This is a genomic window from Ruegeria sp. BC3 (assembly GCF_056539265.1).
This window is the reverse complement of sequence record NZ_JBQFUP010000002.1, coordinates 762,450-788,193: the sequence shown is the minus strand read 5'-3', so window position 1 is coordinate 788,193 and position 25,744 is coordinate 762,450. Positions and strand designations below refer to the sequence as shown.

Here is a 25,744-nt window from a genome sequence, read left to right as displayed (position 1 = left end):
TAACTGTTCAGGAGACTCTCAATGACCAAGACTGCTTTTTTCGCCGGTTTCATGGCCCTTGCGGCATCTCAGGCTGCGGCCGGAGATATTCAGGTCGACATCTCTGGCGTTGATGCCGGGCGCGGTGGGGTCATCCACGTCCTCGCGTTTGATGACAAGGCCGCATTTGACCAAAGCCAGATGGCAAAGATCGTGGGCTACGCAAAAATTCCGGCTTCGGGCAGTTCGGTATCGGGAACGCTCAAGAACCAGAAACCGGGGCAACTGGCGATCATGATCCACCATGACGCAAACGACAACGGCCAGTTCGAGATGAAGGGCCCGGTTCCACAGGAAGGCTGGGCCTATACCAAAGGGGCCGGCACCCGGTCTGTCCCCGTGTTCGAGGACGCGGCGATTGACTATGACGGCAACAACTCTTCGGTCGGATTGAAGATGAACTACGCCAATTAAAGCCGACCTAAGTTTTGGACCTCGACTGCCCCGGAAACGGGGCATTTTTTTTTGCCTGTCGCCGAATCTGAGGGTTGAAAGATGTGGAGTGGCTTTTAATTTGTCCATTGTGACAGTTAATGAGTCTTTTCTGCCATCCAATTCAGATTTCAAGGACAGCGAGCACATGCAGACATCTCTGGAAGACACCAGTCGGTTTTTGATGCAGGCCACGCTAGGAGCGGATCAAACTCTGCTGCAACAGGTCAGCAAGATCGGCCCGGAACACTGGCTGGATGATCAGTTGGACGCCCGTATTGCGACCAAAGGCCCGTTTGAAAAGTCCACGCGCAAGATCTGGAAAAGCTTCCGCAAGCGCCTGAAGCGCGCGCATGGGGAATGGGCGATCAATGGCGACGGCAACAACCCCGCCCTGCCCTACAAGTGGTATTTCCACATGGCCTGGTGGAACCACACGCTGACCCAGCGGGACGACCTGCTGCGTCAGCGTGTGGCGCAAGCATTGTCTGAAATTCTGGTGATCTCGGACGCCTCATCGCTTGAGCTGGATGCCATCGGCATGGCGAATTATTACGACCTGCTCTACAAACATGCCTTCGGCAGCTATGCGGACCTCTTGTACGATGTGTCGATGCACCCGATGATGGGCATCTACCTGTCGCATATGACCAATCAGAAGGCAAACAAGGCCAAGAACATCCACCCGGACGAAAACTATGCGCGAGAGATCATGCAGTTATTTTCGATCGGCCTTTTCGAGCTGAACCCTGACGGGACCGAGAAACTGGATGCCAGTGGCGACCCGATCCCGACCTATGACAACCGTGACATCAAGGAACTGGCGCGTGTCTTCACCGGCCTGCTGCCTGCCGCCTATGAATACGAATGGAACACCTCGTTCTGGGAAAGCAGCTATAACGGTTACCCTGTGGCCTTCGATGACGGGATCGAAATGGCCTATAAAACCGTGCCTTTCATCGACGCAACCAAACCGATGGTTGTTGAGGAAGAGTATCACGACCGCGGTGCCAAATCCCTGCTGAACGGTCGCCTCAGCCTGCCCGGCAATCAGTCTGGCCCGAAGGAAATCCGCTCGACCGTCAATCAACTGGTGGCCCATCCGACGACCGCGCCCTTTATCGCAACCCATTTAATCAACCGGCTGGTCACCTCCAACCCGTCACCGGCTTACGTCGAGGCTGTCTCGCGCGCATTTGGCCCGACAGGCGATCTGAAAAACGCGGTTCGCACCATCCTGACCTACCCACTGACCCACGAAGTTGCGGCCAAGCGTCTGCCGTCGGCCTACAAGACCTCGGCCAAGATCGTTCAGTCCCAAAAGCTGAAATCACCGCTGCATCGGGTGACGCAGGTCTTGCTGGCATTCGGTGCGCATAACCAAAGCGGCAAGTTGTGGTTGCTGGGAGATGACATTCAGGACGCATTGCAGATGCATCCGCTGTCCGCACCCACAGTGTTTAACTTCTACAAACCCGATTTCACCCCGCACGGCGCCCTGCAGAAAATGGGCCTGCGCGCGCCCGAGTTCGAGTTGCACACTGCCGCGACCTCGGTCGCTTATGTCAACAACATCTACTACTGGTTCTTCGGGGGCTATCTGCCTCTGGTCTCGAACCAGATCGGGTCCGGTCCCGAACAGATGATGGTGATGGAGATGGACCCCGACACCCTCTGGGCCAACACCAAGAACGCCCTGCAGTTTGATTTGAGCGAAGAGATCAAGATCGCCCAAAACCGGGGCCGGCATGATGAGCTGATCGATCGGATCTCGGTCCTGTTGACCGGGCAGACGAATGCGGCGGCGCGCAAGCGGATCAAACAGGCATACGTGCAATATGCCGACAATCCAGAATGGGTGGTGCAGACCATCGCCTTCATGATCACCGTTTCCCCAGAATTCACCGTGCAGGAGGCCTGAGCCCATGCTGACCAAATCCTTCACCCGCCGTCAGTTCCTGGCCTCGACCGGCGTGGCCGCCACCGGTGCCATGACGGGGGCCGCCCTGCCCGGCCTGGCGCAGGCCGGAACCGGCATGATCAAACCCGCCCGCAAAGCGCTTGTCTTCGTGATGTTGGACGGCGGCAATGACAGCTTCAACATGCTGGTGCCAAGCGACAAGATCGCCCATGGCCAATATGCGGAAACCCGCGCCAACCTGGCCCTGTCACGGGGCGAGCTGCTGGATCTGGACACAGCCAAAGACCGGCTGGGTCGCAGCTTTGGTCTGCATCCGTCGATGCCCGAGGTGGCCGATCTGTTCAATCAAAAGCGCCTGTCCTTCGTCTCGAATGTCGGCCCACTGGTCGAACGCGTGCGCAAGGAACAGTTCTATGATGGCTCAGCCGCGCTGCCTTTGGGATTGCTAAGCCACGTTGACCAATTCAAGCACTGGCAAACCTCGCGCCCCGATCTGCGGGTCAATGACGGCTGGTTCGGCTTCTTTGCCGACGATCTGCAGCCGTTGAAATCGGCGCATGAGATCGGTATGAACATCTCTCTGGCCGGGAACAATATTGCTCAGAACGGCAAGATCGACCTGCCCTATGCGATCACCGACAAGGGTAGCGTCGGACTATATGTGAAAGAGGAAAGAAGCCAGCTGAACGATCTGTTGCTGGACAGTTTCAACCGGATGATGAACGCCGATCACGGCGGCGATCCTTTCCGCGAGACCTATCTGAACCTGACGCGCGACGCCCAGGCCAAGCATGAGACGTTCAAATCTGCGACCCGCGGGATCAAGATACCACGGTCCTTCCCGTCCTCGGATCTGGCGCAGCAATTCCGCATGGTTGCCAAGGCGATTGCCGCCTCGGACCGGCTGGGTCACGAACAGCAGACCTTCTTTGTGCGCTATATCGGCTGGGACCATCATGATGAATTGCTGACCAACCATGGCCGCATGCTGCGCATCCTGTCCGAGGCCTTGGGCGCGTTTCAGGCCACGCTGGACGACATGGGACTGGCCGATCGCGTCGTGACCTTCACCGGATCGGATTTCGGCCGCACGCTGACGTCGAACGGCAACGGCACCGATCACGGCTGGGGTGGCAACACGCTGGTCATGGGTAACTCGGTCAAAGGCGGGCAGATTTTGGGGGATTACCCCGAACTGGGTCTGGCCAGCGACAACGCGCTGGATGTGGGGGATGGAGTGCTGATCCCAACAACCTCAACCGATCAGCTTTACGCGGATCTGTCCCTTTGGTTCGGCGTGCAGCCTTCGGCCCTGAACACCCTGTTCCCGAACCTTGAACGGTTCGCGGATGTGGCGGGCGGTGAAAGGCTGGGCCTGTTCACCTGAACCCAACACCCCGAGCACCCTGCCCACCGGGGTGCTCGGGGCCTTAGGTTAGCGATCTTGATACCGGCTTCCGGTCGGTCAGCCGAGGCTCAGAACCATTTTCACGGTGGTCGCCAGCCACCTCAGCTTGTCCAAGGCCACCGAGCTTTTGGGGGAGGCCGCGACGTTCTCGATGCCATGGGTCGCTGGTATGATGGAGCTTTTCGGCGGCTCGCTAATTGTTCTGGACAAAACCCGGAAGTTGACCTGGGTCTGACCGCGACGAATATTATGATGGATTTCGTTTGCGCAGGGTAGAGATTCATAGAGGACCAGGGGTTGAACGGGCCAATAACGCACAAGTGCTTCTTGGGCCTGCCGCCGCCTGCTGCCCGCGCTGGTTTGAACGCTGATTGATTTCATGGCATAGGGATAACCTTACCAGTCGATCGTCCGACCATCGCGAAAGAACCCGCCGGTCGGGCCAGTCGGGGGCAAAGTTGCGGCCCAGACGACACCTTTGGCTCCTTCAGGCACCGGACGGCCCCCACCGCCCATATCGGTGGCGACCCAACCGGGGCACAAGGCGTTGACCAGAATGCCATAGGGCTTCAGCTCAGCCGCTGTCTTGATGGTTAGCGCATTCAGCGCCGCCTTGGACACGCCATATCCGGCCGTGCCCGCAGTCATATCGGACAAAGCGCCCGCACCAGACGACACGTTGACGATCCGCGCATCCTCACCGAGCCGCAGCAGTGGAACCGCGGCGATCGTCATGTCCCACGGGCCGAAGAGGTTGGTATCAAAAGCGCGGCGCACGCGGTTCAGATCGGCGCGATGCGCTTCTTGATCGGTGTCGTAATCGACGCCTGCGTTGTTCACCAGAATGTCGAGACGTCCGTATTCGGCCTTGATCTGCGAGAAGGCCTCTGCAACCGACACAGGATCAGAGACATCCAGCTGCAGAGCGTCCGCGCCATGCCCGATCTCTTGCGCTGCCCTTTGGCCCTTGGCCAGATCGCGCGACCCTAGAAGGACTTTTAGCCCATGGTCGCGCGCCAGTTGCAGGGCGACCTCTTTGCCGATGCCGCGGTTGGCGCCGGTCACAAGGGCAATGCGTTGGTTGGTCATCTGGTCACCCTTTCAAGGTCAATCAGCGTATTGCAGGGACATCTTGGTGATCTTGCCGTCGTCATTCCACCAATAATGGTAATGCGCGACCCAGCTGGCCCAATTCACTTCGGTTTTGGCATAGCCGGGATCGCTTTTGAGGATCTGCCGGTGCTTGAAGCTTTGGCCGCCGGGCATGACTTCTCGTTCAGCCCAGGCCCGGATCGCGTCCTTGCCCTCAAAGGTGCGGCTGACGTCGATCATCTCGGCGTCGTCTGTGAAGCATGCCATATAGGCTTCGATATTTTTGCCGTTGGTCGCAGTCTGGTAGCAACTGATGGCCGCAGGCAAAGCGTCTTCCGCCAGGGCCGGAGCGGCCATGGTCAGCACTGCAACGGAGATAAACTTGCGTAGCATGGGGTCTTCCGTTCAGGTTTCGGGGTCAGTTAGCTTCGGTCGCGCGCTCGCCCGCAAGAGCGACAAGGCCCCGGTCGCCGGTTTCCCACAGCGCGGTCATGGTCATCGAGGTGACAACCCAGCGGTCATCCGATTTTTCAAGCGCATAGTCATAGCGGCCACCCAGGACCCACAGATCGTCATCCAAGCGATGTGTTGCGGTGAAATCGGCTTGCGCCGTGGCTGCATCGTCGGACAGAGCGGTGATCGCGTGGTTTGTCACCATGTGGTGCGTACTGTCGAAGCCGGGCAGAAAGGCTGCCCATGCCGCAACAAGTGCATCAGCGGGTTGCGTCGCAGGTTCGCCGCCCCAAAGGCTGGTGTAATCGATGGTGACCGTGTCGGCAAAAGCGCCGCGCACCCGGTCCCAGTCATGGCGGTCGGCACCGGCGGCGATATCGGTGATCGCGGTTGAAATCGCGACGTGCTGTTCCGCAAAGGCCGCACCGCTGATCAGTGTTGCGGCGGCGATGGTGGTTGTGAGTTTCTTACACATTTGGTTGCTCCGAGGGGATGGAGGGAAAGGCGCCGAAGGCTTCTCCGGCGCCCGCAAAGGGGTCTTAGTTTTCCAAACCGGCGCGGAAGTGGTCGGCGACCGTGTCAGCCGCGCGGGTCACGTCCTCGGGGTTGTCGTAGAAGTCGAACTGCGTGACGTCTTCCAGCCATTGCGCGGTTGCGTCACCCGCAAACCCGGCAAGGAAGGTCTGAACACCCTGGGGGATCGCTGCGCTTTCCGAATGAACGATCGCCAAAGGCTTGTCCAAGCGCTGCGGGTTGTCCGCAGGGTGATAGGTCAGCCACCCTTCCCAGCCCGCATTGTTCCACTTGTCGTCATATTCCGGGATCGCACCGCGGTCGGCCTCGTAGTAGTAACCACCGATCGGCATCAGCACGCCTTCGGCCCCTTCAGGACCTGCGGCGGGGATGATCTGGCCGCCCGCAGCTTCGGCTGCGTGGGACACTTCGATCAGCCCGGCGACGCCTTCTTTACCGCCATAGACGGCTTCGACGATGTTTTCATTCTGCAGCCAGGGGGCCACCAGACCGACACGTTCGACCAGCGGGTTGCCGGACACTGCGTCGACCATGTAGCCAGCCGATGCGCAGATCCCCAGACCGTTGATGTGATTGGCGTCCACTTCGGGAAGGGTCGACACGAACTGGATTGCAGCCTTGATGTCCGAAGTTTTCGCCTCGGGGCTTTCGACAAAGCGCACGTTATTCGGAAGGTCGCCCGATTTGCCCCAGCCGCGGAAATCGAAGGTAAAGGCCGCAAAGCCCCGCTCGGCCATTTCACGCGCGTAGTTGGCTGGCATTTGTTCCTGTACGGATGTCCAGGCACCGGTGACAACAACAACAGGCAGGGGCTCGTCGCTGCGCTCTTCGGGCAGGTACAGCGTGCCGGACAGGGTCGCGCCCTCATTCTCGAAGGTCACGGTGCGGGTTTCGACTTGCGCAATGGCTGCGGTCGACGCCAGCAGCGTGGCGGCAGTGGTGAGTGCAAAGGTTTTCATAATAGCATCTCCGTTGGTCTGACTGGCTGGGCAATTGCCCGATAACCAAAGAGATACGACGCGCCGCTCCGGAATTATTGCACCGGACTGCGCGCTTTTTGAATGATCCTGCTTAGCGGGTTGCTCGGTTGGGTTCAGCGTCGCGCGGACCCAAGGCGGCTACCTCAGCATCCTCTCGGACACGTCCTCAAGCAGGCTGTGAAGCTCGAATTCCTTGCCTTTGTCGGCAAGACCGTGGTCGCGCAGGATGAAGGACAGGCCGTGCACAAAGCTCCACATCAAAAAGCTTCGCTTGCGCACGTCTTCGGTTACTTCCGATTCTCCCATGCATTTCGCGACCTCTGACAGCAGAATGCCAAAGCTCTGCTGCCCACCTTCTTCCAGTCGGGGGTCGGCGATGCGGTCGGTGAACCCCCCGAATTTGAGCCGAAAGATACCCGGCTCGTTCAAGGCGAAGGCAACATATTCCATGCCGATTGCGGTGACGCGTTCCGGCGATCCTTCGGGGATGCCCTCCAGTGCGGCCAGCATGTTTCCCCGCAGCCGTACCATCCCTTCCAGAACGGCGGCTGACAGCATTTCTGTCTTGTCTTTGAAGTGTTTATACGGGGCCGCAGTAGATACCCCCGCTCTGCGGCAGGCCTCGGAAACCGAAAAACTGTCCGGGCCCTTTTCCTCGACCAGTTGTCGCGTTGCTTCGATGAGGGCGGCGCGAAGATCGCCGTGGTGATACGCTTTTTTTCCCGCGGTCGGCTGGCCGGTATTTTCTTCAATTTTTTTTGTGCTCGTCATGATCCAACATGTGGCAGATCGCGTATCCCTTGTCAAAGTGAGAAGTTCTAACATATGTTAGAGATGCTAACTTGATGAGGTCCTAAAATGCAGAATCCTGCGCCATCCCCTTCTGAGACCACTCAGCCCAGCCTGATTTTGCGCCTATTGCGCGGCACCATCCGGCTTGGCGTTACCGTCAGTTTCATCGCGGTTGCAGCCGCTGCCGTATACTTTGGTGCGTCCGAGTTGACGCGCAGGGCAGAGGCCGTTCCGCCGCCAGATGCCGCCGCAGTGACCCCGGTTTCGGTGACGCCGATCACCTCCGAAATCGAATACATCGTGGACCGCGTCTTTATCGGGCAGGTCGAACCGCAGCGCTCGGCCAATGTGTCGTTCGAGCTGAATGGCCAGCTGGACCAGATCCTGGTCGACGAAGGGGACGAAGTCGCCAAGGGTCAGCTTTTGGCGACGTTGGATACCGCCTTACTAGAGGTTGAACGAGACCGGCTGACCGCCTCGCGCGATGCCATCGCGGCGCAGTTGTCCTTTGCCCGAAAAACAGTCGAGCGGAATGCCAAGCTGATCGAGCAGGGCTTTACCAGCCAGGCGCGTCTGGACGAAGCCGTGGCACAGCAGGATGAGCTGCTGTCCCGGATTGGCGAGCTGGACGCCGGGCTGCGCGACGTGACAGTTCGGATCGAAAAATCCAGTATCGAGGCACCCTTTGCCGGCCAGATCACCGCTCGCCACGTGGATGGGGGCGAGACCTTGCGCGCTGGGGAGTTGGTGTTGGGTATGGTCGAGGTTGTCTCGCCACAAGTACGGATCGGAATTCCTCTGGACGTCGATCCAATGCTGCTGACGGATGTTCAGATCGAAATCGCGGGTAAAAGCTATCGCGCTGATCTTGCCACGCTGCGCCCGGATGTGGACCCGGTTACCCGCACCCGAACCGCGCTGTTCAACCTGCAGGACAGGCCGGACGTCACGTTTGGCCAAACGGCCCGTGTACACGTGCTTGACCCGGTTCAAAGCGCCGGGACATGGGTGCCCACCATCGCGTTGAAAGAAGGGACGCGCGGGCAGTGGACCATGCTGGTTGCCGATGCGCAGAAAACAGTGCGTCTGGCGGTCGTCGAAGTGCTGCACGCCGAGAATGACCGGGTCTTTGTGCGCGGGGCCTTTCCCGAAGGCACCGTTCTGATCGATCAGGGGCCGCAACGCGTCACCGTCGGGCAGCGCGTCGCCTTTGGCGCAGCTGAGTAACGGAGTCGACCCATGGAAACCCTGACCTTTCGCCATCCCAGACTCGTTGCCCTGATCATTTTGGTTCTTGTCTCGGCAGGATTGTCTTCGCTCCTGTCGCTTGGCCGTCAGGAAGACCCGACAATCACCAATCTATTAGCGACCGTGACAACCCAGTTCCCCGGCGCTGACCCCGAGCGGGTCGAGGCGTTGGTCACAGCGGAAATCGAAGAAGAGCTTCGCAAGATCGCCGAGGTTGACGAGGTCAGTTCCGTCTCGCGCTCGGGCGTGTCGGTCGTGTCGATCGAACTGCTGGAAACGCTGGACGAGGCCACCATTGAGCAGGTTTGGGCCGAGGCACGAGACGCGGTTGACGATGCCAGCCAAAACTTCCCTGCGGGCGCCCTGCCCCCGGAATTCGATGCCGAGGGGATTTCGGCCTATTCCGCCGTGATCGCTGTGGCCGCCGACAGGGCCGACTTTCCGGTAACTCTGTTGTCGCGCCATGCCGAAGCCCTGGGTGACCGCTTGCGGGCGATCCCGGCAACGCGGGCTGTCGAGTATTTTGGCCAGCCGGAAGAAGAGGTCCTGGTCAGCGTTGATATGGACAGCGCCGCAGCGCTGGGGCTTAGCGCGGCCGAAATCTCAACGCGGATCGCAGAAGCGGATGGCAAGGTACAGTCCGGGCGGCTGCAATCCGATGTAGATCTGACGATCAACATCAGTGGCGAAATCGAAACGCTGGACCGCATTCGCAAAATTGTTCTGCGCGAAAGCGCCGATGGGGCGGTGGTGCAACTGGGTGATATTGCCAGCATCGACCGGGGTGCGCGCGACCCGCAATCCTCGATCGCATTTGCCAACGGCAAGCCCGCCGTTCTGGTCGGCGTTCTGGCCCAGGACGGGGTGCAGATCGACCGCTGGACCAGCTTTGTGCGCGAGGAATTGCAGGCCGGTGCAGCCTCGGTCCCGGTGGGGGTTCAGGAAATCCTTCTGTTTGACCAAAGCCAATACACGACCGAGCGTCTGACCGAGGTCGGCGTGAACATGGCCATCGGCGTGGCGCTGGTGGTGGGTGTGCTGTTCATCACGCTGGGGGTGCGGGCGGCTGCGATTGTCGCGCTGGTGCTTCCCGTTGTCTCGCTGGCGACGCTGGCGACCATGAACATGATCGGCCTGCCCATTCACCAGATGTCAGTGACGGGCCTGATTGTGGCACTGGGTCTGCTGGTCGATGCGGCCATCGTTATGACGGACGAAATCCGTCGCCGCCTGCAGGATGGGATGCAGCGTCTTGCGGCCGTGCGGGATGCTGTTCGCCGCCTTGCCGCTCCGCTTTTGGCATCAACCGTCACGACGGCGCTGGCCTTTACACCGATGATCCTGTTGCCCGGTCCGGCCGGGGACTTTGTTGGTGCCATCGCCATTGCCGTAGTCTTGATGCTGGTATGGTCACTGGTGGTTGCCCTGACTGTCACGCCCGCGCTTGCCGGTTGGGTTCTATCAGATCGCGCAGACGCCGGTGTCCTGAGCCGGGGCCTCAGCATCCCGCCGCTGGCCCGTTTGTTCGAAGCTTCGATCCGGTTGTCTGTGGCCAACCCGATCCGATCCATCGCCTTGGCGCTGGTTCTGCCGGTCCTTGGCTTTGCGGCCTTTCCGACCCTGACCGCGCAGTTCTTTCCCGGTGTGGACCGCAACCAGTTCTACATCGAAGTTGACATGCCCGGCGGCACGTCAATCGCCAGCACCGAGGCCACCGCGCGTCAGATCGACGACATATTGCTGGCCGACGACGGTGTTCAAAGCGTCTATTGGACAGTGGGTGAGTCCGGCCCGGCCTTTTACTACAACATCGTCGGAAACCGCTCGCGCGAGCCCGGATTTGCGCAGGCCATGATAACGACCGAAACGGCGGACGACGCCGCCCGGCTTGTCGCCGCGTTGCAAAGCCAGTTGGATACCGCCTTTCCCGATGCTCAGATCATCGTGCGAAATCTGGTTCAGGGTCCACCGGTTGCAGCCCCGGTCGAGGTCAAAATCCAGGGGCAGGATATCACGGTCCTGCGCAACCTGGGGGACGAGGTACGCTCAGTCATGGCCAACCTGGATCTGGTTACCCAGGCCCGCGCCAGCGTGAATGGCGGAAATCCCCAGATCCGGTTCGAGATTGATGAGGTCAAAGCCCGATTGCTGGGTCTGGATGTGGCCGATATCGCGGGTCAGCTGGACACGGCGCTGGTCGGCGTCACCGGCGGTTCGTTGATCGAGGGGACCGAGCAACTGCCGGTACGCGTGCGACTGGGCGACAATGTGCGTTCTGACCTCAACACAATTGTCAGCATGCCGATCCTTCTGCCGAACGCAGCCGCGGTCTCGGCGACCGGAGTGTTTCCTGCCGTACCGCTGTCAGAGCTGGCCCGCCCGGTCATTGAACCGGCAGAAAGCGTCATAACTCGGACAGACGGCATTCGGGAGAACACGATTCAGGCCTTCATCGTGCCCGGTGTCTTGCCCGAAGAGGCCCTGCAGGACGTTCTGCAGGCACTCGACGCTTCGGGATTTGTCCTGCCGCAGGGCTATTCCATGTCCTTGGGCGGGGACAGCGACGCGCGCTCGAACACAGTGGGCAATCTGCTGGCCTCGGTTGGTCTGATCGTCACCCTATCCATCGCTACCATTGTTCTGACGTTCAATTCCTTCCGGCTGACCTTGGTTACTCTGGTCGTCTGCGTTTTGTCCGCAGGCCTGTCGATGCTGTCCCTTGCGATCATGCAATTCCCGTTTGGCATTACGGCGATCATCGGTGTCATCGGCTCGATCGGTGTTTCGATCAACGCGGCCATCATCATTCTGACCGGCCTGCAACAGGACCCCGAGGCTAGTCGTGGCAACCGTGCCGCCATGGCGCGAGTCGTTTCCGGATCCAGCCGTCATATCATCTCGACAACGGTCACAACCTTTGGCGGGTTCCTTCCGCTGATCCTGGGTGGTGGCGCGTTCTGGCCCCCCTTCGCGGTTGCCATCGCGGGTGGCGTTCTGTTGTCGACGGTTGTGTCGTTCTACTTCACCCCGCCGGTTTTCGCCTTGGTGTATCGGGGCCGGTTCCGAGAGCGTTCAGTGCCCACTCATCAACCCGCCGAAGCCGACAAAGCGGTTGTCGCGCTGGTCGCAGAATGAAGAGTTCGGCCGATCTGGGTTTATCCGCATTTGGGTCACGCGGCCCTGGTAAGCCAGGCTGGCATCACCCAGCAGAGTCTCGAACTGATCGTCCCGACAACTGGCCGCATCGGTTTTCGTGTGACCCGGCTTAAGGTCAGACGGTGCGGGTTTAGCATTATTTTCGATCATTCTGTTGTTTGCGTTGTGAGAGTATTTAGATGTCAAAATTCTTTAGCCTCTCATTTTGCCTCCGGTGAAATTGAGGAGAGAGACAACTTTGGTGCCCATTTTCATCAACATCACAAGCTTGGGACGAGGCACCGTCAGTATATCGCGAAACCAGGTGTCAGCGGTCGAAAGTAAGTCCTGCACGTCTTGCATCCACTGTAACGCAATCGGGTTCAACCAGCTTTCGGTTTCAGCCTGCGCCACCCAGGCGCGTAGGGTTTGTGTAGCTGGATCTATCTCGCGTTCCTTGAGCGAGTTGGACACGCTGGATCGCGCAATGCCCAGAGCCTCGGCGATCTGTTCGGCATTAAGGGGTTTTGGCGCTGAGATAGAGCAGCGCATGAATCTGCGCGACCGAGCGGTTAACGCCCCATTGATTGCCCATATCACCCCAGTACAGGATGAACTGGCTAGCCGTGTTTGGTTTCGTTATGTCTATTGTTTCTGTTATGACAGAAACATCAGATGATGCAGGATGAAAACCAAGGCTGAATCTGTTTCCTGAACCTTTGATCCCGAACGGTTGATGCGGTGTACGGGCTAGTATTCGCGCTAAGCCATTGCAACAATTACCAATTGCCACTAGCATCGACCAGCCTAGGTCCGGGTGATATTCACCTATCTACGGTTGAGGCGGGTTTCACCCACTTCGTCAACCACTCGACCACTTGGCGTACTTCCTGTCGCGATTCCCTGCCGTCGCGCACCTCAAGAAAGTATCCATGGGTTGGGGAGATGTTTTCGTCGAAGACGCGAACGACCCGATGTTCCGACAGATCCTGATCGATCAATGGCAGCCACCCAACCACCACGCCTTGCCCTGCGGCGGCGCCCCGCAACAGCACATTCGCATCCTCGAACACGGGACCCTGTAGTGGCTTGTCCAAAGGCACACCCATCGCGGCAAACCAATCCAGCCAGCCCCAGTGGTTTTTTTGATGCAGCAAGGGCAGCTCCAGCAGGTCAGCGGGGTATTTGATCGGCCCATGTTTGGTGAGAAAATCTTGGGATGCAATCGCCACGGGGTTCAGTTCCAAAAGCTTGATGGCGGCCTCGTCCGCCCCTGCCAAACGATCCCAGCGGATCACGATGTCGACGTTTTCCCGAATGTGCGTTCCGGGCTGGAATGAGGGGACGACTTCCAGTTCGACGTCCTGATGCGCTTCCCAGAAATCACTGATCTGCGGCATGAGCCACCGGGCGGTAAAGATCGGCCCGGCCGAGACGCGAACGGCTTTGCGCGCGCTGTTCTGCAGGGCAAGAACAGCATCATCCAACAGCTCAAAGGCCTGCCGCGTCGCCTTGGCAAGCCGCCTGCCGTGTTCCGTCAGGGCAACGTCGCGCCCGTCCCGCTCGAACAATGTCAGGCCAAGTTGGCTTTCCAGACCACGGATATGATGGCTGATCGCTGTCGGCGTCACCGACAAGTCTTCGGCAGCGGCCCGGAAACTGCCTTGCCGGGCGGCGGCGTCAAAGGCGCGTAGTGCTGGAAGAGAAGGTCTCATCAGAACTCATAGATAAGTTTTACTCATTATTCGATGAGAAAGTTGCTTTTGTAAATGCAGTGATTTCTCGGGCAAGGTAATGGCGAATGAACCTGAGCTCATGAGTCGATGTCCAAAACGAACCGCCGGCGCGGCCGCAAAGAACGCCTGATGCAAGGATCGGAGGTTGACCCCAGCCCCCCTGTTTGGCCCGGGGTGGTCGGAGGGCGTCTGAAACCCCTGTCGCCCGAGGAAGAGGCGCGGGTCGAAGAAGCGGCTCTGACCATTCTGGAGGATCTGGGGCTTAGCCAGGCCATCCCGTCAATGATCGAGAAAGTCACCGCGGCAGGCGGCTCTATGACTGAAGACGGCCGGTTGCTGTTCCCGCGCGCTCTGGTCCAATGGGCGATCGACGGGGCCCAGCGTGGATTTACCTTGTGTGGGCAACGGCCCGAGAATGACCTGAAGATCGAAGCCGCCCGGGTTCACATGTCGACCGGCGGCGCGGCGCCAGGTGTGTTTGATCTGGACACACATGAATACCGCGAATCCTCGTTGCAGGATCTCTATGACGCCGCCCGGATCGTCGACACGATGGACAACATCCACCATTTCAGTCGGTCGGTTGTCGCACGCGACATCGAAGACAACACCTTGTTGGATATCAACACGGCATATGCCTGTTTGGCGGGTACGTCCAAGCATGTCTCGATCTCGATCACCGAGCCGCAGAATGTCGCTGAAATTGCCGCGCTTTGCTACAGTATCGCAGGTGGCAAGGCGGCATTTCGGGCCCGGCCCTTTCTGACGGTGATGGTGTGTCACGTCGTTCCGCCCATGCGGTTCGCCGAAGAGGCCTGTGAAGTTCTGGAACTGGCCATCGAGGCGGGCTTTCCTGTGCAGTTGATCAGTGCAGGTCAGGCGGGTGCGACCAGCCCGGCCACGATAGCAGGGTCACTGGTGCAGGCTGTGGCCGAGACGCTGGCGGGCCTGGTGTTCGCCCGTCTGGTTGATCCCGAGGTCAAAGCCATTTTTGCCCCCAAGCCTCTGGTCGCCGACCTGCGCACCGGTTCGATGAGCGGCGGCGGCGGCGAACAGGCTATTCTGATGGCCGGTGCCGCACAAATGGGTCGGCGCTGGGATCTGCCGACCAGTTCGATTGCCGGGATAACGGACTCCAAGCGTCTGGATGCGCAATACGGGGCCGAAAAGTCTCTGGCGGTGACCATGGCGGCCCATGCCGGGTCCAACCTGATCACGCAGGCGGCGGGCATGATGTCCAGCCTTCTGGGTGTTAGCCACGCGGCTTATGTCAGTGACAACGATCTGTTGGGCAATATCCTGCGAACGATCCGTGGCATCGAGGCAACGCCAGACAATATAGCGGCAGACGTCATTGCCGAAGTGTGCCGTGGCGAGGGTCACTATCTTGGCGAACAGCACACGTTCAGCCGTATGAAATCCGACTATTTCTACCCCGAGATCGGAGATCGCCGCGCCCCTGCAGACTGGCAGGATGACGGTGCCCTGCGTGTCGGCGACGTTGCGCGTGAAAAAACCCGCGAGATCCTGAGCACCAGTTTTCCAGACCATTTGCCGGATGCCGTGGATCAAGCGCTGCGACAACAGTTCGACATTCGCCTGACGCGGGCACAGATGGGACGACCGGAATGAAAAACCATGATCTGAGTACTCGCGCGCGGTCCGCTTTGCCAGGCGGCGTCAGCCATGAGCTGCGTTACCGCGACCCACATCCTGTGTTCATTGACCGCACCCTGGGGGCCGAAAAATGGGACCGGGAAGGCCGGCGATACGTTGATTTCAAGATGGGCAGCGCCAGTCAGATGCTGGGGCATTGCCATCCAACGATTGTGGACGCGATACAAAAACAGGCCGCCCGTTCGATTTTCAGCGCTGACTGTCATGAGGCAGAGATCGAATGGGCCGAATGGGTCAATCGCCTGTATCCCTCGGCCGAGCTGACCCGGTTTACCTCGTCGGGCACCGAGGCCACGATGCTGGCCCTGCGATTGGCACGCGCCTATTCCGGCAAGGATCATGTCTTGCGCGTGGACGGTCACTTTCATGGGTGGCACGATCACGCGCTGAAAGGGGCAAAACCCGGCAGCGAACAGGCTCCGTCGCTTGGGATTCCCGATGCCATCAACGATCTGATCCACATCTGCGCTGCTGATCCTCAGGCGATGGAAAGCGCGCTGCAGGACGAACGTATTGGCACGGTCATCATTGAAGTGTCTGGCGCGAATTATGGCTGTGTGCCCTTGTCCACAGATACGCTGCGGGCGTTGCATGACGTGGCGCGGGCCGCAGGCGTGGTGCTGATCTTCGACGAGATCATAACCGGTTTCCGCTGGTCGCCCGGCGGGCGACAGGCCCGGGACGGGATTGTTCCGGACCTCACCACTCTGGCCAAGATTGTCACCGGTGGTTTGCCGGGTGGTGCCCTTTGTGGTCGGGCGGCGATCATGGAGCTTTTGAGCAATGCCACTGTGCGCAACGGGCTGGGTCCGGCTGTCAGTCACAAGGGGACGTTCAACGGCTCACCTCTGGTGGCGGCGGCGGCTTGCGCGGCGATGCCCCTATTGGCCAGTGGCGAGGCGCAGGCGCAGGCCGATGCCATGGCCACGCGAATGCGGGATGGCATGAACGCTGCGATGTCAGAGCGTGGCGTAGCTGGAATAGCTTATGGCGAAAGCTCGATCTTCCATGTCTATTTCGGCGCTGAAACCGTGGATGGGTTCAGCCCGGCGGAAATCCGGGGGCTGCCCAAGTCAACTGTCAGGGCTTATCGCGACGGCATGCTGTCGCGCGGGGTGGATATTATGTCCTACACCTCTGGTCTGACCTCTGCCGCTCATACTCCTGAGTTGATCGACGAGGCTCTGGCAGCGTTCCGCGCAACTCTTTCCGACATGATCCGCGACGGAGTACTGCAATGACCCTTCCCTCAGCTGCGCGCACCGTTGTGATCGGTGGCGGTGTTATCGGCTGCTCGATCGCCTACCATCTGGCCCGAGAGGGGCGCAAAGACATCGTTGTGCTGGAGCGCTCAAAACTGACCAGCGGAACAACCTGGCATGCCGCCGGTCTGGTGCGACGGCTGCGGCCTTCGGCAACGCTGACCAAGCTGATCAACTACTCGATTGACCTCTATGGCGAGTTGGAGCGCGAGACCGGACAAGCCACCGGCTGGACTCAAACCGGATCGCTGACACTGGCCACCAACCAGGACCGACTGACCAATATCAAACGGCAAGTCTCGCTGGGCCGGGCCTTCGGGCTGGAGGCCGAAGTGGTCAATGCCGCCCGCGCCAAAGAGCTTTGGCCGCTGATCGAAACAGACGACGTGATCGGCGCGGTTTGGTCCCCGGCGGATGGGCGGGTGAACCCCTCCGATGTAGCGCTAGCGCTGTCGAAAGGCGCACGGGCGCGCGGGGTTCGAATTTTCGAGGATACCGCCGTGACGGGCCTGCAAAAGAAGGGAGGGCCCATCTCGGGCGTTGAGATCGGGGAGCATGTGATTAAGGCCGACGAGGTGGTGATCGCCTGTGGCCTCTGGTCCCGCGAAATGGCGGCGATGGCGGGCGCGCATATGCCGCTGTATGCGTGCGAACATTTTTACATCCTGACCAAACCGCTGGCCGAGGTGCAGGCGCTTGGCAAGGGCGCGCATCTGCCGACGCTGAACGATCAGGACGCGTTCCTTTATGCGCGCGACGATGTCCAAGGGCTGCTGGTGGGCTGTTTTGAACCCCACGCAAAAGGAATTTCCACCCGCGACTTGCCCGCCGATTTCAGCTTTGATCTGCTGGACGAGGACTGGGACCATTTCATGCCGATGATGGAAAACGCCCTGCGCCGAATTCCTTCGCTGGAACGGGCCGAGGTGCGGATGCTGCTGAACGGGCCTGAAAGTTTCACCCTGGATAGCCAGTTTATGCTGGGCGAAAGCCCCGAGGTGCCGGGCCTGTTTTTGATGGGCGGCATGAACTCGACCGGCATCGCTCTGGCTGGCGGCGCGGGCAAGGCGATGGCCGAATGGATCATCGCGGGCGAGCCGACGATGGAGCTGAATGAGGCCGACATCCGCCGCTTTAGCCCCGAAATGAATGTGATGGGCGCGTTAGAGGCCCGCATCCCCGAGGTTTTGGGCCGTCACTATGACAACCCCTATCCGGGGCGGGCGATGGAGACGGCGCGCGGTCAGCGCCGCTCACCCATTCACGCCGGGCTTGTTGCGGCGGGCGCGCAATTCGAAAGCCGGGGCGGCTGGGAACGGGCCGTACATTTCGGCGGCGAGGCCGCGCATTTGCCTTTGTCATTCGGTGTGCCCGCCTGGCGCGCTCAGGTTGGGAGTGAGGTCGAAGCCTGCCGCAACGGGGCGGCTATTCTGGATCAAAGCGCATTTGGCAAGATCATGGTGCAGGGCCCCGACGCCTGCGCGTTTCTCAACCATCTTTGCGCGGCACAGATGGACATCCCCGAGGGGCGCATCGCCTATACCCAGATCCTGAACGCGCGCGGCGGGGTGGAAAGCGACCTTACCGTTCAACGTCACGGGCCCGAGACCTATCTGCTGATCGTCGGTGCGGGCGAAGTTGTGCGCGACCTCAAGCGAATGCGGGAAACCCGCGGTGATTTCCGCGTTGCGTTCACCGACGTGACCAGCGGTTATGCCATTCTGGGCTTTGCCGGCGCCAAGGCGCGCGATGTGTTGCAAGCGACCTCGAACACACCCGTGCCTGACCTGAAACGCTTTCACTTCGCGCCGGTTGAAATCGGGTTGGCGCGCGGTTGGGCCGGGCGGTTGAGCTTTACCGGCGAAGAAGGCTTTGAACTTTACCTCCCCTCCGACATGGCCATGACCGCCTATGAGGCACTGCTGGCCGCCGGGGCCAGTCATGCGGGGCTTTACGCAAGCGGCAGTCTGCGGATCGAAAGCGGGTTTCGTGCCTTCGGCCATGAACTGACCCCGGGCACCACCCCGCATGAGGCCGGTTTGGGCGCGTTCTGCGCCATGTGCACCGGGTTTGTCGGCGAAGAGGCGCTGCGCGATCACACACCCGCGCGCCGGATCGTATCGCTACTGTTCGATGACCCGGATGCGATCCCGATCCACGATGAGCCGGTTTACTTCGGCGGTGCGGTCGTCGGGCAAATCACCTCGGCCGCATGGAGCTATCGTTTCGGGCGCTCTGTTGCGCTGGCGATGGTCAACGCGCCGCTTGATCAACTGGCCGCAAACCAGGTCGTCGCGGGGTTCGACGTCGAAATCGCCTGCACTCGCTACAGCGCCCGCGCTGCGTTCAAACCCGCCAAAGAGGCGTTCCAATGACTGACACCACGCGTACCACACAGGTCGCCATCATCGGCGGCGGGATCATGGGCGTTGCGGCCCAATTTCAGCTGGCCGAAAACGGCTGGACCGATACGATCCTGTTCGAAAAGGCCGAGCTGACCTCGGGGTCGACATGGCACGCGGCTGGGCAGATCGCGCATGCGGTGGGCAGCCGGATCGCGGGCTGGATCAACAAGACCTCGATCGAGACCTACAAGCGCGTCGAAGCAGAAACCGGTCAGAGCATCGGCTGGCACGAGGTCGGTGGGTTCCGCATCGCCACCACGGATGACGAAGTCGACTGGATGAAGTCGATCATGGGTGTCGGTAAACTGCTGGATCTTCCGATGGAACTGGTCGGGCCGGACGAGGTTGCCAAGGGCAACCCGTTCTACAGAAACTCTGACGTCAAGGCCGCTGTTCAGACCTTTGAAGACGGTCACATCGACCCATCCGGCGTCACCATGGCGCTTGCTGCCGCCACCCGTGCGCGAGGTGCCAAGATCGAGCGGCACAACCGCGTCATCGGAGCATCGCGCAAAGGCGACATGTGGTTGCTAAAGACCGAAAAGGGCGATGTGCTGGCCGAACACGTGGTGATCGCCGCAGGGTCTTACGCCAATCAGGTCGGAGAATGGTTCGGGCTGAAAATTCCCTCGGTTTCATGCCTGCATCACTATCTCGTCACGGATACGGTGCCCGAGTTTCTGGACCGTCCCGAACTGCCGGTCATGCGCGACAATGCCTTTGGTGGATACATCCGGCAGGAACAGAAATCAGGGCTGATCGGGATTTACGAAGGCCATGTCTGCCCCACTATCTGGGAAATGCCACAGGGCGCGCCTTGGGCAGCCGAGAATGAGCTGTTTGAGGCCGACTACGACTCGATTGGCGATTTTCTGATAGTGGCATTCGACAAAATGCCCATTCTGGCCGAGCTGGGGATCAAACGTGTGGTGCGCGGGGCAATCACCCACACGCCGGATGGCGGGATGCTGGTCGGCCCGTCCGGCGCGCCAAATGTCTGGCTGTCCTGCGGGTCGTCCATTGGCCTCGCCTGGGGCGGCGGTGCCGGTAAAGTGCTGGCCGACTGGATGGTGCACGGCGAAACCCAGATCAATACCCGTGGGATGGACCCGCGACGTTACGGTGATTTCAGTACGGACACTTTCATCGTCGAGCGCACCAAGGACGAATTCATGCGCCGCCACGACACACCCTGCCCCGGCAAACAGTTCGAAAGCCTGCGCCCACTGAACCGGCACCCGCTCTATGACCGGCTGGCCGCCAAGGGCGCGGTGTTCGGCGAGGTCGCAGGCTGGGAACGCCCGCGCTATTTCGGTCAGGTGGGTGAGGTCGAACAGATCGGTTGGGGCCACCAGACCTGGCACGAAAATGCCATGGCCGAAGCCAAGGCCACACGCGCCGCTGCCGGCGTGATCGACCTCTGCGCCTTTGCCCAGTTCGAGATCACCGGCAAGGATGCGGGTGCTTTGCTTGACCGTCTGTCGGCCAACAAAATCCCGGCGCGTGACGGGCGGATCAGCCTGAACCACCTGCTAACGAACAAAGGGCGGTTCGAGACCGAGATCACCATTTGGCGCATCGCTGAGGATCGGTACTTCACCGGTTCAGCCATTGCGCGGTCCAAGCCGGATTTCGACTGGATCAAGTCCCATATCCGGCCCGGCGAAGACGTGCAGATGACCAATCTGTCTTCCGATTGGGGGATGCTCGCGCTGTCCGGCCCCGCCTCGCGCCGGATCATGGCCGGGCTGACTGAGGCGGACCTCAGCAACGCGGCTTTCCCGTGGCTTTCAGGGCAAGAGATCACGGTGGCGGGCATCCCGTGCCATGCGTTGCGCGTGTCCTTTGTCGGCGAACTTGGCTGGGAATTGCACGCGCCACTGGACCGGATCGCGCTACTCTATGATGCGCTGTTCGACGCTGGTGCCAAACACGGTCTGGTAGATATGGGCTCTTACGCGTTCAACGGAATGCGGATGGAAAAAGCCTATCGCGCTAGCGGCGAGTTGACCACGGATGTCGGCCCGTTCGACGTCGGGTTGGACCGGTTTGTACGCACCGAGGGGCGCGACTTTGTCGGCAAAGACGCTCTGTTGGCCCGCCGCCCGGACTGGCAGCTGTACTACGCCGAACTTCATGCCGACGACATCGACATTCATGGCGGAGAGCCTGTTTTGCTGGACGGAACGCCCGTTGGTCTGACCACTTCGGGCGGGTATGGATATACGGTCGGAAAATCTCTTGGCTGGCTGTTCGTGCGAAAAGGAACCCCGCCCGAGGGGCTGAGCGTACAAATCCTGAACCGCTCAATCCCTGCAACCGTCCATGAAGACGCCATTTTTGACCCGCAGAACCTGCGCCCCCGATCCGAGGACTAAGATCATGACCAATATCACTGGCGGCGAGGCCGTCTATCGCGTGCTCAAGGCCAACGGGATCGACACTGTGTTCGGGCTGTTGGGTGGCTCGATGCTGGAACTCTATGACGCCATGTATCAGGGCGGCGAGGTCGCCTATGTCGGTGCCCGGGATGAACGCGCGGCGGGACACATGGCGGATGCCTGGGCGCGGATGACTGGCAAACCCGGCGTCGTTCTGGGCGCGCAGGCTGGGCCGGGTGTGGTCAATATCGTGACGGCCGTGGCCGAAGCACAACTGGCCTATTCCCCGCTGGTGGTCATTGCAGGGGCGATCACGCGGGCGGATCAGCACAAGGACACCTTTCAAGAGGTCGATCAGGTGGCGCTGTTTGCCCCGATCTGCAAGCGCTCGGTCATGGTCACCGACCCGTCGCGCCTTGCGCCCATGCTGGAAGATGCGATCCGGCTGGCCAACTCGGGCCGTCGCGGTCCTGTCGTGCTGCATGTACCGCGCGATCTTTTTGCAGCTGAGGTGCGCGCGATTGAGCCCGCGCCGGTGAACATCGCACGCCCCGGACCCGCTTCGCCCGCAGACGTAGCCGCGATTGCCGAGCTTTTGCACGGCGCGAAACGCCCGGTGATCTTTGCAGGTGGCGGTTTCAAGTGGGGCCAGGGGCGCGATGCCCTGACCACTTTGGCCGAGGCGTTGGAGATACCGGTCGCCGCCTCAACCGGTCATGCCGATGTGATGCGCCACGGCCATCCGTGGTTCGCGGGGCAAGCCGGGCCACGCGGAAACCGGGTGGCCAGCCGACTGACCAAAGAGGCCGATGTGATGGTCGTGCTGGGCGCACGGTTGGGTTTTAACTCGACCTTCCACAGCAATGACTACGTGGGGGCCGAGACCCGCATCGCCCATGTGGATATAGATGGATCGGCAGTCGGGCGTTACTTCCCCGCCGAGATCGCAGTGCAAGCCGATGCGCGCATGACCGCTGAAGCATTGACAGCGGCAACGGCCAGACCTGACTGCGATGCCTGGCGCGTGCAGTTCAAAGCCGATATGGACAGTCTGCGGGCCGAACGCGCCGAAGAGGCCGCAATCGAGACTCTTCCGATGCATCCCCGCCGCGCGCTGGCTGAGCTGCGCGAGGCGCTGCCCACAGACGCGATTGTCACACTGGATACCGGCAATACTTGCCTGCAGGCTGCCGATCGCCTGGCTCATTACGATCCCCTGTCGCTGATCACGCCACTGGATTTTGGCCTGGTTGGATTTGGTCTGTCTGCCGCGATTGGCGCCAAAGCGGCGGCACCGGATCGCCCGGTTGTGGCGGTCATGGGCGACGGCGCGGTTGGCTATACGATGATCGAAATCCAAACCGCCGTCTCCAATGATCTTCCGGTGGTTATCGTGGTTCTGGACAACGAGGCCTGGGGGGCCGAAAAAGCCTATCAGCAAGAGTTTTATGGTGGCCGTCTGCTGGGCGCGGAAATTCAAAGTCCGCGCTACGACAAATTCGCAGAGCTATGCGGCGGCAAAGGGATCTGGGTTGATGGTCCGGGCGGCATGGGATCGGCGCTGACAGAGGCCATAGAGTCCGGGCAAACAACTGTCATTCAGGCAAAAATTGACCCCGGAGCGTTGATGACACTGCGCAAGGATCTGTTCAAATCACCACAGAAAGACGCCTGAGCGCGGGCGGACCTACGACTGAGAATCCGCCCGAAAGGCCGTTGGTGTCATCCCTGTCTGGCGCTGGAAAAAACGTGTGAAATGGGACTTGTCCGAGTAACCCAATAACAGCCCGATGTCGCCCACGGTCTTGTCCCCCTTTCTAAGGTGTTCCTTGGCGACGTCGATTTTCAGGCGTTTGACCTCGCGCGGCATCGTTGTTCCCTGTTGCCTGAGCGCCTTAACAAGCCGGTCCGCCTGAATGCCCAACAGGTCCGCCACGACCTGTGGTCCCAAATCCGGCTCATCCAGTTTGTCGCGTAACACGGACCTCATCGCTGCAACGACCGTGACCTGCTCGTCCTGCGGCGCGCAGACATAGGGTTTGGAAGCGGTCTCTGGCGTCAGATTGATGAACAACCAGTTGACGGGAAAACTGATTTGCATGCCCGGGCCGGTGCCCAGACCGACCTCGACACCTTTGTAATCGATCGGCAACCCATTGATGAACCTGCTTTCCCACCGCACGACCGATGGATCCCAGGATTTGCCAACCACGGCTTGCAGAAGACGGATGTAGATCGCGGCTCCGAAGCCTGTGACTTGTATCGGCGGCACGGCAGGTTCCTGTTGCCGCTCGATTCGATAGGTCGCCTTGTCTGCATCCACGATAAGCCTGTGACGAACCGAGCTTGATTCCTGCGGCACAAGCCGAACGAAACGGGTGAAGAATTCAAAAAGTGTTTTTGACTCTTGCTGCGCCTGCGCGAACGGAGGCCAGCCCTGCAAGTCGAACGTTTCCCCGACATGAAGGCCCAAATAGCGGTCTCCTGCCAAGTCGGAAAAGGCATTCAACAGTCCGTAGACCAGTTCCGAATGCACATACACGGAGGGGTCCGACAAAAGCTCGGCTTTCAGCCCGACCTGATCCAGCGCGGGGTGGGGATCTATCCTGCGCTCAGTGAGATATTGCAGGAAGGGTCCCGCCAGAGCCAGCCGTACAAAGCCTTCGCTGTGGTCTTGTGGGGTTGAGTTGAAAGGCATGTAAGCCACCTTCAGCTTGAACAAAGCGTTGGGTCAGTTGCCATTTTTGACCCCATAATCGGACAACGTAGTGAAAAAGTGGCAACCGGACCAGATGTTTCCAAGCTAACGTTAGACAAATCTGAATGTAAAAAGGTGTATCATGTCCGCATTACGCAGCTCACTTCTTTCGGCGTCGATCATTGCAGCGACTTTATCCTATGCCCTGCCCGCCTCGGCTCAGGACGAGACGGCCCCTCAAACGCTGTTCACCAACGTGCATGTCTTCGATGGCGTGAATGAACAACGTATCGAAAACGCCAGCGTTCTGGTCGAGGGCAATCTGATCAAGTCTGTCTCGGCGGAAACGATCGAGGCCCCCAATGCGACCGTGATTGACGGCGGCGGGCGCACTTTGTCCCCGGGTTTCATTGAGCTGCATGCGCACCTCATGTTGATGGGGCCGACGCTGCCGGCGATGGAGGCCAATACGACTTGGGAAGACTTTGCCATACACGGTGCGCGGATGGCCGAGATGTATCTGATGCAGGGTTTCACCACCGTCAGAGATGCAGGAGGCGCCAATGGAGGACTGCGCAGGGCCATCGATTCCGGGCAAATCGACGGACCTCGATACTACCCGTCGGGCGCTTTCATCGGTACGCGCGGAGGGCACGCCGATTTTGCGAATTTCACCGCCCCACCGGGGTCGGAGACAAACATGAGCCGTCTGAACCTGGCGCAAGAGGTGAGCGGTGTTGATGACGTCTACAAGTTTGCACGCAACAATTTTCGCATGGGCGCAACACAGTTGAAGTTCATGCAGTCCGGGGGCGTTGTTTCGGCCTTTGACCCGTGGCAACTGCTGGCGGGGTCGCCTGAGGAAATCAGAGCCGCGGTGCAGGTGGCCAACGAATATGGCAGCTATGTCATGGCGCACTCGTATCGTAAGGAAGCGATCCTCGGAGCGCTTGAGGCCGGTGTGATGTCAATCGAACATGGCTTCTCGTTTGACTGCGAAATCGCACAGGTCATGAACGAAAAAGGGGCCTACATTACCACGAACCTCACTGCTTTCGATCCTGGCCTTCTGGATATACCGGCGGTGGCGAACGTGCCGTCCAGCCTGGCCAAGGCAAAATCGGCCTCGGCCACTTTTGCGGGCTATATCGACAACATGAAAGAATGCCCGGTGAAACGGGGCTTCCAGACGGATTGTGTCGGCTCGGTCGAGGCGTGCAATATCCAGATCGCCTACGAGAAACACCTAAACAATGAATTCTTTGGTCCCTATACGTCGATGGTCACGTTGACCTCGACCGGTGGTGAGGTCGTCGCGTTGTCGGGCGACTTCATGAACCCGTACACAGGTGGCAAATTGGGCGTAATCGAAGAAGGTGCCTATGCTGATATTCTGCTGATCGACGGCAACCCGCTTGAGGATTTCTCGGTCGTCGGCACGGGCGACCAGTGGTTCGGAGCCGACCCGAGACCTGAGAGCCCTGAAACCATTCGACTGATTATGAAAGATGGTGTGATATACAAAAACACGCTGGAATAATCGGGACAGAC

General features: G+C 60.0%; 20 protein-coding genes. 11 read left to right on the top strand and 9 right to left on the bottom strand.

Features of this window, described 5'->3' with window-relative positions; genetic code table 11:
* Positions 1 to 21 precede the first annotated feature (21 nt).
* The 3 genes from ACR0MV_RS08875 to ACR0MV_RS08865 all read left to right on the top strand — a co-directional run bounded on the left by ACR0MV_RS08875 (position 22) and on the right by ACR0MV_RS08865 (position 3,779).
* A complete protein-coding gene (locus tag ACR0MV_RS08875; protein WP_170424240.1) occupies positions 22 to 453 on the top strand; it encodes a DUF2141 domain-containing protein in 432 nt (143 codons plus the stop codon).
* Positions 454 to 619: 166 nt separating this feature from the next.
* Entirely contained in the window at positions 620 to 2,392 is a 1,773-nt protein-coding gene (locus ACR0MV_RS08870) for a DUF1800 family protein (RefSeq protein WP_480701857.1), read from the top strand.
* Between the two features lie 4 nt (positions 2,393 to 2,396).
* Positions 2,397 to 3,779, top strand: a complete 1,383-nt coding sequence (locus ACR0MV_RS08865) for a DUF1501 domain-containing protein (RefSeq protein WP_480701856.1) — start codon at positions 2,397 to 2,399, stop codon at positions 3,777 to 3,779.
* 78 nt (positions 3,780 to 3,857) lie between these two features.
* Here the strand turns inward: ACR0MV_RS08865 and ACR0MV_RS08860 are convergent, their stop codons facing one another.
* The 6 genes from ACR0MV_RS08860 to ACR0MV_RS08835 form a co-directional block, all read right to left on the bottom strand.
* On the bottom strand, positions 3,858 to 4,181 hold the full coding sequence (locus tag ACR0MV_RS08860) for a hypothetical protein (RefSeq protein ID WP_480701855.1): 324 nt from the start codon (positions 4,179 to 4,181) through the stop codon (positions 3,858 to 3,860).
* 15 nt (positions 4,182 to 4,196) lie between these two features.
* Entirely contained in the window at positions 4,197 to 4,889 is a 693-nt protein-coding gene (locus ACR0MV_RS08855) for an SDR family oxidoreductase (RefSeq protein WP_480701854.1), read from the bottom strand.
* 18 nt (positions 4,890 to 4,907) lie between these two features.
* Positions 4,908 to 5,285 (bottom strand): nuclear transport factor 2 family protein, encoded by a 378-nt coding sequence (locus ACR0MV_RS08850; RefSeq protein ID WP_480701853.1) that lies wholly within the window; start codon positions 5,283 to 5,285, stop codon positions 4,908 to 4,910.
* A gap of 25 nt (positions 5,286 to 5,310) precedes the next feature.
* Entirely contained in the window at positions 5,311 to 5,820 is a 510-nt protein-coding gene (locus ACR0MV_RS08845; RefSeq protein ID WP_480701852.1) for a nuclear transport factor 2 family protein, read from the bottom strand.
* 64 nt (positions 5,821 to 5,884) lie between these two features.
* Positions 5,885 to 6,838, bottom strand: coding sequence for an alpha/beta hydrolase (locus tag ACR0MV_RS08840; RefSeq protein ID WP_170424226.1), 954 nt, complete (start codon positions 6,836 to 6,838; stop codon positions 5,885 to 5,887).
* 159 nt (positions 6,839 to 6,997) lie between these two features.
* Positions 6,998 to 7,630 (bottom strand): TetR/AcrR family transcriptional regulator, encoded by a 633-nt coding sequence (locus ACR0MV_RS08835; RefSeq protein WP_480701851.1) that lies wholly within the window; start codon positions 7,628 to 7,630, stop codon positions 6,998 to 7,000.
* 87 nt (positions 7,631 to 7,717) lie between these two features.
* Here ACR0MV_RS08835 and ACR0MV_RS08830 point away from each other — a divergent pair, with 87 nt between their 5' ends.
* Positions 7,718 to 8,878 carry an efflux RND transporter periplasmic adaptor subunit gene (locus ACR0MV_RS08830; protein ID WP_480701850.1) on the top strand — a complete coding sequence of 387 codons (1,161 nt, stop codon included), beginning with the start codon at positions 7,718 to 7,720 and terminating at the stop codon, positions 8,876 to 8,878.
* A 12-nt stretch (positions 8,879 to 8,890) separates the two neighbouring features.
* The gene (locus ACR0MV_RS08825) at positions 8,891 to 12,034 is read left to right on the top strand and encodes an efflux RND transporter permease subunit (protein ID WP_480701849.1); all 3,144 of its coding nucleotides are present in this window, start codon (positions 8,891 to 8,893) and stop codon (positions 12,032 to 12,034) included.
* A 213-nt stretch (positions 12,035 to 12,247) separates the two neighbouring features.
* Here ACR0MV_RS08825 and ACR0MV_RS08820 read toward each other — a convergent pair whose 3' ends face one another.
* Together ACR0MV_RS08820 and ACR0MV_RS08815 are read right to left on the bottom strand one after the other, a co-directional pair.
* Complete coding sequence (locus tag ACR0MV_RS08820) at positions 12,248 to 12,586, bottom strand: hypothetical protein (protein WP_480701848.1); 339 nt, start codon at positions 12,584 to 12,586, stop codon at positions 12,248 to 12,250.
* Positions 12,587 to 12,858: 272 nt separating this feature from the next.
* Positions 12,859 to 13,749, bottom strand: a complete 891-nt coding sequence (locus ACR0MV_RS08815; RefSeq protein ID WP_480701847.1) for a LysR substrate-binding domain-containing protein — start codon at positions 13,747 to 13,749, stop codon at positions 12,859 to 12,861.
* 108 nt (positions 13,750 to 13,857) lie between these two features.
* Between ACR0MV_RS08815 and ACR0MV_RS08810 the strand changes: the two genes are divergently transcribed.
* The 5 genes from ACR0MV_RS08810 to ACR0MV_RS08790 are packed head-to-tail and all read left to right on the top strand — an operon-like array spanning position 13,858 to position 23,170.
* A complete protein-coding gene (locus ACR0MV_RS08810) occupies positions 13,858 to 15,402 on the top strand; it encodes a trimethylamine methyltransferase family protein (RefSeq protein WP_480701846.1) in 1,545 nt (514 codons plus the stop codon).
* Positions 15,399 to 16,688 (top strand): aspartate aminotransferase family protein, encoded by a 1,290-nt coding sequence (locus tag ACR0MV_RS08805; protein WP_480701845.1) that lies wholly within the window; start codon positions 15,399 to 15,401, stop codon positions 16,686 to 16,688. Before ACR0MV_RS08810 ends, ACR0MV_RS08805 begins: the two co-directional genes overlap by 4 nt.
* The gene (locus ACR0MV_RS08800) at positions 16,685 to 19,084 is read left to right on the top strand and encodes a GcvT family protein (RefSeq protein ID WP_480701844.1); all 2,400 of its coding nucleotides are present in this window, start codon (positions 16,685 to 16,687) and stop codon (positions 19,082 to 19,084) included. The genes ACR0MV_RS08805 and ACR0MV_RS08800 overlap by 4 nt, the downstream gene beginning before the upstream one ends.
* Complete coding sequence (locus ACR0MV_RS08795; protein ID WP_480701843.1) at positions 19,081 to 21,492, top strand: FAD-dependent oxidoreductase; 2,412 nt, start codon at positions 19,081 to 19,083, stop codon at positions 21,490 to 21,492. The genes ACR0MV_RS08800 and ACR0MV_RS08795 overlap by 4 nt, the downstream gene beginning before the upstream one ends.
* A gap of 4 nt (positions 21,493 to 21,496) precedes the next feature.
* On the top strand, positions 21,497 to 23,170 hold the full coding sequence (locus ACR0MV_RS08790) for a thiamine pyrophosphate-binding protein (RefSeq protein ID WP_480701842.1): 1,674 nt from the start codon (positions 21,497 to 21,499) through the stop codon (positions 23,168 to 23,170).
* A 12-nt stretch (positions 23,171 to 23,182) separates the two neighbouring features.
* Here ACR0MV_RS08790 and ACR0MV_RS08785 read toward each other — a convergent pair whose 3' ends face one another.
* Positions 23,183 to 24,193, bottom strand: a complete 1,011-nt coding sequence (locus ACR0MV_RS08785) for an AraC family transcriptional regulator (protein WP_480701841.1) — start codon at positions 24,191 to 24,193, stop codon at positions 23,183 to 23,185.
* A 142-nt stretch (positions 24,194 to 24,335) separates the two neighbouring features.
* Here ACR0MV_RS08785 and ACR0MV_RS08780 point away from each other — a divergent pair, with 142 nt between their 5' ends.
* A complete protein-coding gene (locus tag ACR0MV_RS08780) occupies positions 24,336 to 25,733 on the top strand; it encodes an amidohydrolase family protein (protein WP_480701840.1) in 1,398 nt (465 codons plus the stop codon).
* Positions 25,734 to 25,744 lie beyond the last annotated feature (11 nt).

What these genes read in the sequence shown, in the direction of transcription:
- ACR0MV_RS08830 (WP_480701850.1), top strand. Translation starts at nt 7,718, where the DNA reads ATGCAGAATCCTGCGCCATCCCCTTCTGAGACCACTCAGCCCAGCCTG.
- ACR0MV_RS08845 (WP_480701852.1), bottom strand. Translation starts at nt 5,820, where the DNA reads ATGTGTAAGAAACTCACAACCACCATCGCCGCCGCAACACTGATCAGC.
- ACR0MV_RS08825 (WP_480701849.1), top strand. Translation starts at nt 8,891, where the DNA reads ATGGAAACCCTGACCTTTCGCCATCCCAGACTCGTTGCCCTGATCATT.
- ACR0MV_RS08865 (WP_480701856.1), top strand. Translation starts at nt 2,397, where the DNA reads ATGCTGACCAAATCCTTCACCCGCCGTCAGTTCCTGGCCTCGACCGGC.
- ACR0MV_RS08790 (WP_480701842.1), top strand. Translation starts at nt 21,497, where the DNA reads ATGACCAATATCACTGGCGGCGAGGCCGTCTATCGCGTGCTCAAGGCC.
- ACR0MV_RS08875 (WP_170424240.1), top strand. Translation starts at nt 22, where the DNA reads ATGACCAAGACTGCTTTTTTCGCCGGTTTCATGGCCCTTGCGGCATCT.
- ACR0MV_RS08855 (WP_480701854.1), bottom strand. Translation starts at nt 4,889, where the DNA reads ATGACCAACCAACGCATTGCCCTTGTGACCGGCGCCAACCGCGGCATC.
- ACR0MV_RS08835 (WP_480701851.1), bottom strand. Translation starts at nt 7,630, where the DNA reads ATGACGAGCACAAAAAAAATTGAAGAAAATACCGGCCAGCCGACCGCG.
- ACR0MV_RS08810 (WP_480701846.1), top strand. Translation starts at nt 13,858, where the DNA reads ATGTCCAAAACGAACCGCCGGCGCGGCCGCAAAGAACGCCTGATGCAA.
- ACR0MV_RS08840 (WP_170424226.1), bottom strand. Translation starts at nt 6,838, where the DNA reads ATGAAAACCTTTGCACTCACCACTGCCGCCACGCTGCTGGCGTCGACC.
- ACR0MV_RS08870 (WP_480701857.1), top strand. Translation starts at nt 620, where the DNA reads ATGCAGACATCTCTGGAAGACACCAGTCGGTTTTTGATGCAGGCCACG.
- ACR0MV_RS08850 (WP_480701853.1), bottom strand. Translation starts at nt 5,285, where the DNA reads ATGCTACGCAAGTTTATCTCCGTTGCAGTGCTGACCATGGCCGCTCCG.
- ACR0MV_RS08780 (WP_480701840.1), top strand. Translation starts at nt 24,336, where the DNA reads ATGTCCGCATTACGCAGCTCACTTCTTTCGGCGTCGATCATTGCAGCG.
- ACR0MV_RS08785 (WP_480701841.1), bottom strand. Translation starts at nt 24,193, where the DNA reads ATGCCTTTCAACTCAACCCCACAAGACCACAGCGAAGGCTTTGTACGG.
- ACR0MV_RS08800 (WP_480701844.1), top strand. Translation starts at nt 16,685, where the DNA reads ATGACCCTTCCCTCAGCTGCGCGCACCGTTGTGATCGGTGGCGGTGTT.
- ACR0MV_RS08860 (WP_480701855.1), bottom strand. Translation starts at nt 4,181, where the DNA reads ATGAAATCAATCAGCGTTCAAACCAGCGCGGGCAGCAGGCGGCGGCAG.
- ACR0MV_RS08805 (WP_480701845.1), top strand. Translation starts at nt 15,399, where the DNA reads ATGAAAAACCATGATCTGAGTACTCGCGCGCGGTCCGCTTTGCCAGGC.
- ACR0MV_RS08815 (WP_480701847.1), bottom strand. Translation starts at nt 13,749, where the DNA reads ATGAGACCTTCTCTTCCAGCACTACGCGCCTTTGACGCCGCCGCCCGG.
- ACR0MV_RS08795 (WP_480701843.1), top strand. Translation starts at nt 19,081, where the DNA reads ATGACTGACACCACGCGTACCACACAGGTCGCCATCATCGGCGGCGGG.
- ACR0MV_RS08820 (WP_480701848.1), bottom strand. Translation starts at nt 12,586, where the DNA reads ATGCGCTGCTCTATCTCAGCGCCAAAACCCCTTAATGCCGAACAGATC.